Source organism: Streptomyces sp. NPDC059787, from assembly GCF_042732315.1.
Taxonomy (GTDB): domain Bacteria; phylum Actinomycetota; class Actinomycetes; order Streptomycetales; family Streptomycetaceae; genus Streptomyces; species Streptomyces atrovirens.
This window is the reverse complement of sequence record NZ_JBHWHX010000006.1, coordinates 51,671-64,306: the sequence shown is the minus strand read 5'-3', so window position 1 is coordinate 64,306 and position 12,636 is coordinate 51,671. Positions and strand designations below refer to the sequence as shown.

10 protein-coding genes are annotated in these 12,636 nt (G+C 69.0%); 7 read left to right on the top strand and 3 right to left on the bottom strand.

The window, feature by feature from the left end; all coding sequences use genetic code 11:
- Positions 1-29: 29 nt before the first annotated feature.
- Positions 30-671: a superoxide dismutase gene (locus ACFV5H_RS07705; protein WP_385193381.1), complete on the top strand. Its 642-nt coding sequence runs from the start codon at positions 30-32 to the stop codon at positions 669-671.
- Between the two features lie 687 nt (positions 672-1,358).
- Here the strand turns inward: ACFV5H_RS07705 and ACFV5H_RS07700 are convergent.
- On the bottom strand, positions 1,359-2,888 hold the full coding sequence (locus ACFV5H_RS07700; protein ID WP_073930877.1) for a UDP-N-acetylglucosamine 1-carboxyvinyltransferase: 1,530 nt from the start codon (positions 2,886-2,888) through the stop codon (positions 1,359-1,361).
- A gap of 75 nt (positions 2,889-2,963) precedes the next feature.
- Entirely contained in the window at positions 2,964-3,170 is a 207-nt protein-coding gene (locus ACFV5H_RS07695) for a DUF4236 domain-containing protein (RefSeq protein ID WP_385048520.1), read from the bottom strand.
- 330 nt (positions 3,171-3,500) lie between these two features.
- On the opposite strand from ACFV5H_RS07695, the gene acnA reads away from it, so the two are divergent.
- From acnA to ACFV5H_RS07675, 4 genes are all read left to right on the top strand, one after another.
- Positions 3,501-6,218 (top strand): aconitate hydratase AcnA, encoded by a 2,718-nt coding sequence (gene acnA, locus ACFV5H_RS07690; protein ID WP_385048524.1) that lies wholly within the window; start codon positions 3,501-3,503, stop codon positions 6,216-6,218.
- 123 nt (positions 6,219-6,341) lie between these two features.
- Positions 6,342-6,728, top strand: coding sequence for a hypothetical protein (locus tag ACFV5H_RS07685; RefSeq protein ID WP_385048527.1), 387 nt, complete (start codon positions 6,342-6,344; stop codon positions 6,726-6,728).
- A 13-nt stretch (positions 6,729-6,741) separates the two neighbouring features.
- The gene (locus tag ACFV5H_RS07680; protein ID WP_385193378.1) at positions 6,742-8,127 is read left to right on the top strand and encodes a caspase family protein; all 1,386 of its coding nucleotides are present in this window, start codon (positions 6,742-6,744) and stop codon (positions 8,125-8,127) included.
- A gap of 190 nt (positions 8,128-8,317) precedes the next feature.
- Positions 8,318-9,412: a lytic polysaccharide monooxygenase gene (locus tag ACFV5H_RS07675; RefSeq protein ID WP_385048532.1), complete on the top strand. Its 1,095-nt coding sequence runs from the start codon at positions 8,318-8,320 to the stop codon at positions 9,410-9,412.
- Positions 9,413-9,474: 62 nt separating this feature from the next.
- Here ACFV5H_RS07675 and ACFV5H_RS07670 read toward each other — a convergent pair whose 3' ends face one another.
- Positions 9,475-10,467 (bottom strand): acetylxylan esterase, encoded by a 993-nt coding sequence (locus ACFV5H_RS07670; protein ID WP_385193376.1) that lies wholly within the window; start codon positions 10,465-10,467, stop codon positions 9,475-9,477.
- Positions 10,468-10,732: 265 nt separating this feature from the next.
- Between ACFV5H_RS07670 and ACFV5H_RS07665 the strand changes: the two genes are divergently transcribed.
- Together ACFV5H_RS07665 and ACFV5H_RS07660 are read left to right on the top strand one after the other, a co-directional pair.
- Positions 10,733-11,725 (top strand): ABC transporter permease, encoded by a 993-nt coding sequence (locus ACFV5H_RS07665; protein WP_385048537.1) that lies wholly within the window; start codon positions 10,733-10,735, stop codon positions 11,723-11,725.
- Positions 11,719-12,600, top strand: a complete 882-nt coding sequence (locus ACFV5H_RS07660; RefSeq protein ID WP_385048540.1) for a carbohydrate ABC transporter permease — start codon at positions 11,719-11,721, stop codon at positions 12,598-12,600. The genes ACFV5H_RS07665 and ACFV5H_RS07660 overlap by 7 nt, the downstream gene beginning before the upstream one ends.
- Positions 12,601-12,636: the final 36 nt, after the last annotated feature.

The following is a 12,636-nucleotide window of genomic DNA, read 5'->3' as shown; positions in this document are numbered from 1 at the left end:
AGTGGCAATAACGTCGGAGGATGTTGGACATGGCGGTGTACACGCTCCCGGAGCTTCCCTACGACTACTCGGAGCTCGAGCCGGTCATCAACCCGCAGATCATCGAGCTGCACCACGACAAGCACCACGCGGCGTACGTCAAGGGGGCCAACGACACGCTGGAGCAGCTCGCGGAGGCGCGGGACAAGGAGCAGTGGGGCTCGATCAACGGTCTGGAGAAGAACCTGGCCTTCCACCTCTCCGGGCACATCCTGCACTCGATCTACTGGCACAACATGACGGGCGACGGCGGCGGTGAGCCGCTGGAGAAGGACGGCGTGGGCGAGCTCGCGGACGCGATCGCCGAGTCGTTCGGCTCCTTCGCCGGCTTCAAGGCGCAGCTCACCAAGGCCGCCGCGACCACCCAGGGCTCCGGCTGGGGCGTGCTGGCCTACGAGCCGCTGAGCGGCCGGCTGATCGTCGAGCAGGTCTACGACCACCAGGGCAACGTCGGCCAGGGTTCCGTGCCGATCCTGGTCTTCGACGCCTGGGAGCACGCCTTCTACCTGCAGTACAAGAACCAGAAGGTCGACTTCATCGACGCCATGTGGGCCGTCGTCAACTGGCAGGACGTGGCGAAGCGTTACGAGGCCGCCAAGGCCCGCGCCGACGTGCTGCTGCTGAACCCCTGAGCCTCTGAAGCGTCCTGCCTCGTGATCGTCTTCTCACCCTTCGCGGCGGCAGGCGGAATGAGGGAAGCCCCCGCGAGGACGTGACTCGCGGGGGCTTCCTGCGCGCTCGGCTGGGCGTGCGGGCCTTTGGGTTACTGACCAGCGGAGGTTTCCGCGCCGAGGCGCTGCAGGCGGCCGACACTCTCCGGCCGGGCTCCGCGCCGGAGGTGGCGGCTGCGGCAGCTTCTGCTCGTGCACGTCCTCACCACCCGGGGTCCTCCCGGGGAGGCCGCTGTCGCCTGACAGCCGGATCACCGCCACCGCCCTTCGCGCGGCGGCGGATTCCGTCCGCGCCACCGCGCGACGGGATCTCTCCCTCCCCCGTGCGTCCGCCGCCGGTCACCGTGCCGTGCCCGGACCGGCGCCCGGGACCCACGAAAGACAAGAGGACCATGACCCCTGCCCTGCCCGCCGTGACCGACGAGACGGTCGACCGCCTGGTTTTGCGCGAGGCGCTGACCTGCGACTTCTTTCACGTGTTTCGGTCCTGCATGTTTCGCGATGACAGATCACGTGACGTGCGTGTCACTCGAAGACTCCGAGCCCGGCCAGAAGTCCCAGAAAAGTCCCAGGGCTGTCCGGAGACCTCCCCCTGTCCCGCGTCAGTGCAGGTCAGGAGGGGATTCGCGCTGCTTCTTCCTAGAGCTTTCAGATGTCCCGGAAGATCTCGATCTGCGCCCCGATCGAGTTCAGCCGCTCCGCCAGGTCCTCGTATCCGCGGTTGATGACGTACACGTTGCGCAGGACCGACGTGCCCTCCGCCGCCATCATCGCCAGCAGGACCACCACGGCCGGGCGCAGCGCCGGCGGGCACATCATCTCCGCGGCGCGCCAGCGGGTCGGGCCCTCGACCAGGACGCGGTGCGGGTCGAGGAGCTGGAGGCGGCCGCCGAGGCGGTTGAGGTCGGTCAGGTAGATGGCGCGGTTGTCGTAGACCCAGTCGTGGATGAGGGTCTTGCCCTGGGCCACCGCCGCGATCGCCGCGAAGAACGGGACGTTGTCGATGTTCAGGCCCGGGAACGGCATCGGGTGGATCTTGTCGATCGGCGCCTCCAGCTTGGAGGGGCGGACGGTGAGGTCCACCAGGCGCGTACGGCCGTTGTCGGCGAAGTACTCCGGTGTGCGGTCGTGGTCGAGGCCCATCTCCTCCAGGACCGCCAGCTCGATCTCCAGGAACTCGATGGGGACCCGGCGGACCGTCAGCTCCGACTCCGTCACCACGGCCGCGGCCACCAGGCTCATCGCCTCGACCGGGTCCTCGGAGGGGGAGTAGTCCACGTCGACGTCGATGGTGGGCACGCCGTGCACGGTGAGGGTGGTGGTGCCGATGCCGTCGACCTTGACGCCCAGCGCCTCCAGGAAGAAGCACAGGTCCTGGACCATGTAGTTGGAGGAGGCGTTGCGGATGACGGTGGTGCCGTCGTGCCGGGCGGCGGCCAGCAGCGCGTTCTCGGTGACGGTGTCCCCGCGCTCGGTCAGCACGATCGGGCGGTCGGGGGCGACGGAGCGGTCGACCACCGCGTGGTACTGGCCCTCCGTCGCGGCGATGTCGAGGCCGAACCGGCGCAGCGCGATCATGTGCGGCTCGACGGTGCGCGTACCGAGGTCGCAGCCGCCGGCGTACGGCAGCATGAAGCGGTCCAGGCGGTGCAGCAGCGGGCCGAGGAACATGATGATGGAGCGGGTGCGGCGGGCGGCGTCCGCGTCGATGGACGCGAGGTCCAGCTCGGCCGGCGGCACGATCTCCAGGTCGACACCGTCGTTGATCCAGCGGGTGCGTACGCCGATGGAGTTCAGCACCTCCAGGAGGCGGTAGACCTCCTCGATGCGGGCGACGCGGCGCAGCACGGTGCGCCCCTTGTTGAGCAGGGAGGCGCACAGCAGTGCCACGCACGCGTTCTTGCTCGTCTTGACGTCGATGGCGCCGGAGAGCCGGCGGCCGCCCACCACGCGCAGGTGCATCGGGCCGGCGTAGCCCAGCGAGACGATCTCGCTGTCCAGGGCCTCACCGATCCGGGCGATCATCTCAAGGCTGATGTTCTGGTTGCCGCGCTCGATCCGATTGACGGCGCTCTGGCTGGTGTTGAGCGCCTCGGCGAGCTGAGCCTGCGTCCACCCGCGATGCTGCCGGGCGTCACGGATGAGCTTGCCGATGCGTACGAGGTAGTCGTCTGACATGAGGATGAGGTTATCTCAGATATGAGATGGCGCCTCTTGGGGGGTCCATTCGGGTGATGGTCGGGTGATGTGACGTCAGTATCCCCTGGTGCGGCGGGTCTGGCGGGTCCGGCGCCATCCGAAAGGTCCGGGCAAATCCATCGATGTCGTACGACGTCCCGTACTGCTGCGCGTGTACCGGGGGCCGTTCCTGCTGCCGGTGGTGATGGACCACGACCGTTTGTTGATGTTCAGCCGTACTCCCGGAAGGATCCGAAAGCTCTTGCGAAACGTGAGCGGCATTCCTGTGTCCCTTCCCGTTCCGAACTGACTCCGTCTCAGTCGGTTACCCCGTCCGGGCGCAAAGATGGCGCCGGACCGCGGCGCGGCGGAGGGTGGGGGTGGCGCACCGGGCCGGGCGTACCGGGCGTACCGGGCCGGGCGCACCGGGCCCGGGCATGACCATTCGGCCCTTGTGTACTAGAGTTATCTCGACATCGAGATATCTGCCGAGGCGCACCGCAGCCGCCACCCTGGTAAGGGCTACCTAACTTAGCCTTACCTCAGCGGATAGGCCAGGGCGGCGTGGCGGCAGGATGCGGTGGTACGCGCACATCAATGAAGGAGACTGTCGTGTCGGCGAACAGCTTCGACGCCCGCAGCACGCTGCAGGTGGGCGACGAGTCGTACGAGATCTTCCGGCTGGACAAGGTCGAGGGCTCCGCGCGCCTTCCCTACAGCCTGAAGGTGCTGCTGGAGAACCTGCTCCGCACCGAGGACGGCGCGAACATCACCGCCGACCACATCCGCGCCCTGGGCGGCTGGGACTCCCAGGCCCAGCCGTCGCAGGAGATCCAGTTCACGCCGGCCCGCGTGATCATGCAGGACTTCACCGGCGTTCCCTGCGTCGTGGACCTCGCCACCATGCGCGAGGCCGTCAAGGAGCTCGGCGGCGACCCGAACAAGATCAACCCGCTCTCCCCGGCCGAGATGGTCATCGACCACTCCGTCATCGCCGACAAGTTCGGCACCAACGACGCCTTCAAGCAGAACGTCGACCTGGAGTACGGCCGCAACCGCGAGCGCTACCAGTTCCTGCGCTGGGGCCAGACCGCCTTCGACGACTTCAAGGTCGTCCCGCCCGGCACCGGCATCGTCCACCAGGTGAACATCGAGCACCTGGCCCGTGTCGTCATGGTCCGTGACGGCAAGGCCTACCCCGACACCCTGGTCGGCACCGACTCGCACACCACCATGGTCAACGGCCTCGGCGTCCTCGGCTGGGGCGTCGGCGGCATCGAGGCCGAGGCCGCCATGCTCGGCCAGCCGGTCTCCATGCTGATCCCGCGCGTCGTCGGCTTCAAGCTCACCGGCGAGCTGACGCCCGGCACCACCGCCACCGACCTCGTGCTCACCATCACCGAGATGCTGCGCAAGCACGGCGTCGTCGGCAAGTTCGTCGAGTTCTACGGCGAGGGTGTGGCGGCCACGAGCCTCGCCAACCGCGCCACCATCGGCAACATGTCGCCGGAGTTCGGCTCCACCGCCGCGATCTTCCCGATCGACGACGAGACCCTGAACTACATGCGCCTGACCGGCCGCAGCGACCAGCAGGTCGCGCTGGTCGAGGCGTACGCCAAGGAGCAGGGCCTCTGGCTGGACCCGCAGGCCGAGCCGGACTTCTCCGAGAAGCTCGAGCTGGACCTGTCCACGGTCGTCCCGTCGATCGCCGGCCCGAAGCGCCCGCAGGACCGCATCGTCCTCGCGAACGCCGCCGAGCAGTTCAAGGTCGACGTCCGCAACTACGTCAACGACGAGTACGAGGCCAGCAAGGAGTCCTTCCCTGGCTCCGACGCCCCGTCCACCATCCCGAACGGCGCCCCGTCCAACCCGGTCCAGGTCACCGCCGCCGACGGCACGACCTACGAGCTGGACCACGGCGCGGTGACGGTCGCGGCCATCACCTCCTGCACCAACACCTCCAACCCGTACGTCATGGTCGCCGCCGCCCTGGTGGCCAAGAAGGCGGTGGAGAAGGGCCTGACCCGCAAGCCGTGGGTCAAGACCACCCTCGCCCCGGGCTCCAAGGTCGTCACCGACTACTTCGAGAAGGCGGGCCTCACCCCGTACCTCGACAAGGTCGGCTTCAACCTCGTCGGCTACGGCTGCACCACCTGCATCGGCAACTCCGGCCCGCTGCCGGAGGAGGTCTCCAAGGCGGTCAACGACCATGACCTCGCCGTCACCTCGGTGCTCTCCGGCAACCGCAACTTCGAGGGCCGGATCAACCCCGACGTCAAGATGAACTACCTGGCGTCCCCGCCGCTGGTCGTCGCCTACGCGATCGCCGGCTCCATGAAGGTGGACATCACCAAGGAGGCCCTCGGCACCGACACCGACGGCAACCCGGTCTACCTGAAGGACATCTGGCCCTCCGAGGCCGAGGTCAACGACGTCGTCGCCAACGCGATCGGCGAGGACATGTTCTCCAAGTCCTACGCCGACGTCTTCGCCGGTGACGCCCAGTGGCAGGCGCTGCCCGTCCCGACCGGCGACACCTTCGAGTGGGACGGCGAGTCCACCTACGTGCGCAAGCCCCCGTACTTCGAGGGCATGGGCATGGAGCCGGCCCCGGTCGAGGACATCACCGGCGCCCGCGTGCTCGCCAAGCTGGGCGACTCGGTCACCACCGACCACATCTCCCCGGCCGGTGCCATCAAGGCCGACACCCCGGCCGGCAAGTACCTCACGGAGCACGGCATCGAGCGCCGCGACTTCAACAGCTACGGCTCGCGCCGCGGCAACCACGAGGTCATGATCCGCGGTACGTTCGCCAACATCCGCCTGCGCAACCAGATCGCGCCGGGCACCGAGGGCGGCTACACCCGCGACTTCACGCAGGACGGCGGTCCGGTGTCGTTCATCTACGACGCCTCCCGCAACTACATCGAGCAGGGCACCCCGCTGGTCGTCCTGGCCGGCAAGGAGTACGGCTCCGGTTCGTCCCGCGACTGGGCGGCCAAGGGCACGGCCCTCCTCGGCGTCAAGTTCGTCATCGCCGAGTCCTACGAGCGCATCCACCGCTCGAACCTCATCGGCATGGGCGTCCTGCCGCTGCAGTTCCCGGAGGGCCAGACCGCGTCCTCCCTCGGCCTGACCGGCGAGGAGTCCTTCTCCGTCTCCGGCGTCACCGAGCTGAACGACGGCACCACCCCGCGCACGGTGAAGGTCACCACCGACACGGGCGTCGAGTTCGACGCGGTCGTCCGCATCGACACCCCCGGTGAGGCCGACTACTACCGCAACGGCGGCATCCTGCAGTACGTGCTGCGCAGCCTGATCCGCAAGTAAGCGGTCCGGCAGGGCAGTCGAGGGCCGTATCCCCGGTGACGGGGATACGGCCCTCGCCGTTGCCGCCGTTGTACGCTGAGGTCTCACCGGATGACGGGGGTGGCGGTGGGCCGCACGGAACGCATGCGTCTTGTCCTGACCGGCGGTCAGGACAGCGACCAGGAAGAACTCGACCGGCTCACACTCCGGTTGCGCGAGCGGCTGCTCGAACTGGACGTCGACGACGTCGAACCGGTCCGCTCCGGGGACGTCCCCGACGGAGCGAAACCCGTGGACGCGCTCGCCGTCGGCGCGCTCGCCGTGACCCTCGCCCCCATCGCGCTGCGCTCGGTGCTCGACCTGGTGCGGACCTGGATCGAGAACCGTCCGGTGCGCACGGTCAACGTCACCCTGGGCGAGGACAGCCTGGACCTCGAGGCCGTCTCCTCCGCCGACCAGCGGCGGATCGTCGACGCCTTCCTGGCCGCGCACGCTCCCGAGGCGGAACCGGCCGACGGCCAGGGTGAGTGAGGGACGTACGACCGTGTCCGCGGGACGCTACGCCCTGCTCGTCGCGACGGGCCGGTACGACAACGAGGAGCTGCGGCGGCTGCGGTCGCCCGCCGGCGACGCCCAGGCGCTGGCGGAGGTGCTCGAGGACCCGGAGATCGGCGACTTCGAGGTGAGCATGGTCGTCGACGGCAGCCATCGGGAAGTGACCCGGGCCATCGAGCACTTCTTCCTCGACCGCCGCCGGGACGACCTGCTCCTGCTGCACGTCTCCTGCCACGGTCTCAAGAACGACAGCGGCGAACTGCACTTCGCCGCCGGGGACACCGACCGGCGGCTGCTCGCCTCCACGTCCGTCCCCGCCCTGTTCGTGCACGAGCGGATGCGCGCCTGCCGGGCCCGGTCGATCGTCCTGCTCCTGGACTGCTGCTACAGCGGCGCCTTCCTGGCCGGCGGCAAGGGCGACACCACGGTCCACGTCGGTGACGAACTGGCGGGACACGGCCGCGCGGTGCTCACCGCGACCAACCGCACCGAGTACGCCTGGGAGGACGGGCGGCTCACCGAACTGGACCCGGAGCCGGAGTCGGAGTCGTCCCGGTTCACCAGGGCCGTGATCAGGGGACTCGGCACCGGTGAGGCGGACCGTGACGGGGACGGCCTGATCGGCGTGCACGAACTGTACGACTACGTGTTCGACGAACTGCAGAAGTCCCCTGTGCCGCAACACCCCTTGATGTGGGCCGAGTTGGAACGCCGGGTCGTGGTGGCGCGGGCGGCACGGCCGGCGCTGCCGACGCCGCCCGATCAGGCGAGGCCGTCGGTGCCCGGACCCCCCGCGAGCCCGGTGTCACCGCTGCTCGTCCTCACCGGGGCGCTGTCCCACCTGATGTGCATGGAGGACGCGCGGAGTCGTCACCAGTTCGCGACCGTGCTGGGCGAGCGGCTGTCCCGACGGATCGATCTGCGGGGTGTCCGGCAGCGCGAGGACGTGGTCGCGATCGTACGGACGGCGCTGAACCAGGACGACGGAGAGGGCCTCCTGCTGTCGACGGTCGCCCTCTTCGAGGGGCAGGCCGCGGCCGACGATCTGCGGGCGCGGCTGGAGCCGGCCGGCACTTCACCGGCCTGCGGCTCGTCGCCGGAGCGGTTCCTGCTGCTGGAACTCGTCGAGGCGCTCTGCGGGCTGTCGTGCATGGAGGACCCCCAGGGCCGCCTCCTGTTCGCGACGCTGCTCGGTGACCACATCGGCCGCCCGGTCGATCTCAGGGGCATCCGGCTCCGGGAGGACGTGGTGGGCATCGTGCGGTCCGCGCTCGACGTCCCCGGCGGGAAAGGCGTGTTGGCGCAGGTGGTCCGGCTCTGCGAAGGAGCGCCGGCCGGTGACCGCGTCGAGCGGCTGATCGACGCCCCGGACTGACCCACCGGTACGACTCCCCGGTGCGGCAACCGTTTACAAGCGCGCTGCCCCGCGCTACCTTCCCCTCACGGGGAGGTGGGAGCGCTCCCATGCTCAGGTGGACCGGAACCCGCCGTTGGGACACTCCCACCTCGCCCCTCCACGCACTCCTGCATGATCCGTCAACCCCACAGTCGCGGACAGGTGTGTCATGATCACAACAAGACCGGGGAGCGGGTCCGCTCCCCGCTCAGCGCTCCCCACCCGCACCCGAGCCCTCTTCCTCGTCCTGGTCTCCCTGCTCGCCACCATCCCGGCCGTCGGCCTGGTCGTGACGGCGGGCGGTGAGGCCGAAGCCCACGGCACGCCGATGAAGCCCGGCAGCCGCACCTTCCTGTGCTGGCAGGACGCGTTGACCGACACCGGTGAGATCAAGCCGGTCAACCCGGCCTGCAGGACCGCCGCCCAGGTCAGCGGCACCACCCCCTTCTACAACTGGTTCTCCGTCCTGCGCTCCGACGGCGCCGGCCGCACCCGCGGCTTCGTGCCCGACGGGCAGCTGTGCAGCGGCGGGAACACCAACTTCACCGGCTTCGACACGCCCGGCGCCGACTGGCCGCTCACCCACCTCACCTCGGGCGCGACCGTCGACTTCTCCTACAACGCCTGGGCCGCGCACCCGGGCTGGTTCCACGTGTACATCACCAAGGACGGCTTCGACCCGACGAGCACCCTCACCTGGGCCGACATGGAGGAGGAGCCCTTCCTCTCCGTCGACCACCCGCCGCTCAACGGGTCCCCGGGCACCGTCGAGGCCGACTACCGCTGGAGCGGACAGCTCCCCGGGGGCAAGTCCGGCCGGCACATCATCTACATGGTCTGGCAGCGCTCGGACAGCCAGGAGACCTTCTACTCCTGCTCGGACGTCGTCTTCGACGGCGGCAACGGCGAGGTGACCGGTGTCAAGGACCCCGGCGACCCGACCGACCCCGACCCCGTTCCGGGGGAGTGCACCGCCACCCGCAGCACCACGGGCAGCTGGAGCGGCGGCTACCAGTCCCAGGTGACCGTCACCAACAGCGGTGACGTGCCGATGCTGGGCTGGATGGTCGACTGGACCCTCCCGGCGGGCCAGAGCGTCGACAGCCTGTGGAGCGGCAACGCCACCTACGACGGCCAGGACGTGATGGTCCACAACGCCGACTACAACGGCTCCCTCGATCCGGGGGAGAGCGCGACGTTCGGCTATGTGGTCTCCGGCTCGGGCGGTGACAGTACGACGACCCTGCCCTGCCGGGTCGGCTGAACCGCCCCGTGGGCGGCCCCGATGGCGTGTCCGGTCGTCATCGGTGCCGCCCACGCACCCCGTCAGCCACCCAGCAGCGAAGCGAGCCAGCCCAGTTGGCGCCGTACGTGCACCGCGTCCCCGCCCTCGTGCCCGTTGAAGGGATAGGCGTGGAGCACCTTGGCCGGATCGCCGGCCGCGCGTTCCGCGTACCGGTTGAACGCCGCGTACGCCCCGCTCGGCGGGCAGACCGTGTCGCGCAGCCCGACCCCGAAGTGGGCCGGGGCGTGCGCGCGCCGGGCGAAGGACACGCCCTCGACGTAGGAGAGGGTGCGGTAGGCGGCCTCCTCGGCGCCCCGGTGCACCGAGAGGTAGGCGGTGATCTCGCCGTACGGGGGCACGTCGGTGAGGTCCAGGGCGCGGTGGATGCCGCACAGCAGAGGGGCGGTGACCAGGAGCGCCGCCAGATCCGGTACGAGGCCCGCCACGGCCAGCGCGAGTCCTCCCCCCTGGCTGTTGCCCACGGCCGCGACGCGGCCCGCGTCCACCCCCGGCAGCGCGCGTACGGCGGCCACCGCGCGCACCGCGTCGGTGATCAGCCGGCGGTAGTGGTGGTCCCTCGGGTCGAGCAGACCGCGGACCGCCGGACCGGGGCCGCCCGGCGCCAGGGCGTGCGGGTCGGGGGTGTCGCCGCCGCAGCCGTACTGGTCGCCCTGGCCCCGGTTGTCCATCAGCAGATGCGCGTACCCGGCGTTCACCCAGGTCAGCCGCTCGTGCGGCAGGCCGCGTCCGCGTCCGTAACCCGCGAACTCCACCACCGCCGGAAGGGGTTCGGTCACGTTCGCGGGAAGGCTGAACCAGGCGCGCACCGGGTCGCCGGCGAAGCCGCGGAACGTCACGTCCCAGGTCTCGGTGAGCCGCAGCCCGTTCACCACCGGCCTCACCGAGACCAGCGGGTCCCCCTCGGCCGACGCCTCCTTCAGCGTGTGCTCCCAGAACGCGTCGAAGTCGGCGGGCTCCTCGATCTCCGGTCGGTAGTGCTCCAGTTCAGCCGGGGGCAGGTCGAACGCGGGCACGGGGCACCTCGCAGAGTCGAAACGGAGTCGAACGGGCAGTACGGCCGATCGTTGCGGGAACGCACCAGAAAGTTTTGGGGACGTTAACAGATCAAGACCCGTTTCCACAGCCGTGCGTACCGGATCCGTCGCCGCCGCGACCTCTTGAATTTCCGCCACGCACCACCCATTGACACCGCTTACCACTGCTCATAGGTTGCCGCGAAGTTACCGGTAGGGGCACGAAACTTTCGGTTCCGCGCCCTACGCACGGGAGGCCCGAGCAATGAGCACCTCCACCACGTCGGCTCCACCGCCGGGCACGCAGGACCCGCCGCCGACGAAGACACCCCCACGACGCACACGCTCACCCGCGCGCACCGGCTGGCGGCGCGCGCTGCGCAAGGACTGGCAGTTGTACTCGCTGGCCGTGCTGCCGCTGCTGTTCTTCCTGGTGTTCCGCTATCTGCCGATGATCGGCAACGTGATCGCGTTCCGCCGGTTCGAGCCGGGCGGTTCGGTCTTCGGCGAGTACTGGGTGGGACTGCGCTACGTCGAGATGTTCCTGTCCGACCCCACCTTCTGGCAGGTGTTCAGGAACACCCTGTGGATGGGCGGGCTCACGCTCGTCTTCTGCTTCCCGATCCCGATCGTCCTCGCCCTGCTGCTGAACGAGGTGCGCCGGAACTCCCTGAAGCGGTTCGTGCAGTCGGTGTCGTACCTGCCGCACTTCCTGTCGATCGTGATCGTCGCCGGCATCACGCTGCAGATGCTCGCCACGGACGGTCCGGTCAACCACGTCCTGGGCTGGTTCGGGCACGACCCGATCCGGTTCATCCAGGAACCCGGCTGGTTCCGCGCCGTCTACGTCGGCTCGGAGATCTGGCAGACCGCCGGCTGGGGCACGATCCTCTACCTCGCCGCGCTCACCACCATCGACGAGGACCTGTACGAGGCCGCCCGCATCGACGGCGCGGGCCGCTGGCGGCAGATCTGGCACGTCACCCTGCCCGGCATCCGCCCCACCATGATCACGCTGCTGATCCTCAACATCGGCACGTTCATGGCCGTCGGCTTCGAGAAGGTCCTGTTGCTCTACAACCCGCTGACGTATCCGACCGCCGACGTGATCTCCACGTACCTCTACCGGACCGGTGTGGAGTCCAACAGCTTCAGCTACGCCGCCGCGATCGGCCTGTTCGAGGCGGTCATCGGCCTGGTGCTCATCACCTCGGCCAACCAGCTGTCGCGCCGCACGGTGGGGACGAGCCTGTGGTGAGCGTCAGCCGGCCGACCCGCGGCCACCGCGTCTTCCAGGGCGTCAACGGCGTGATCCTCACGCTGGTCGTGCTGGTGACGCTGTACCCCTTCGTCAACATCATCGCCCGCTCGTTCAGCGGGGAGCGGCACATCCGCGCCGGTGAGGTGACGCTGTGGCCCAAGGGCTTCAACCTCACCACGTACGAGATCGTCTTCAACGACTCGATGTTCTGGCGCAACTACGGCAACACCGTCTTCTACACGGTGGTCTCCACCGCCGTCGCCATGGTGCTGACCACCTGCTACGCCTACGTCCTGTCGAAGAAGAACCTCAAGGGGCGCGGCGCCCTGGTCGGGATCGCCGTCTTCACCATGTTCTTCACCGGCGGACTGATCCCCAACTACGTCCTGATCACCAGCCTCGGCCTGAAGAACAGCGTGTGGGCGATCGCCCTGCCGAACGCGATCAGCGTCTTCAACCTGCTGGTGATGAAGGCCTTCTTCGAGAGCCTGCCGTCGGAGCTGGAGGAGGCCGCGCAGATCGACGGCCTCAGTACGTACGGCATCCTGCTGCGGATCGTGCTGCCGCTGTCGAAGGCGGTCGTCGCGACCATGATCCTCTTCTACGCGGTGTCCTTCTGGAACTCCTGGTTCTCGGCGTTCCTCTACATGGACCGCACCGAGTTGATGCCGGTCACGGTCTATCTGCGCAACCTGCTCGCGGGTGCCACGGGAGGCACCGGCGCCGGCGCGGCCACCGAGCAGCTCACCCAGGTCAACGCGAACATCCAGTCGGTCACGATCGTGCTCACCTCGCTGCCGATCCTCTGCCTCTACCCGTTCGTGCAGCGCTACTTCGTCTCGGGCGTGATGCTCGGCGCGGTCAAGGGCTGACGGCCGTAACCCCCTTCTCCTCCTCAACCCGCCGAC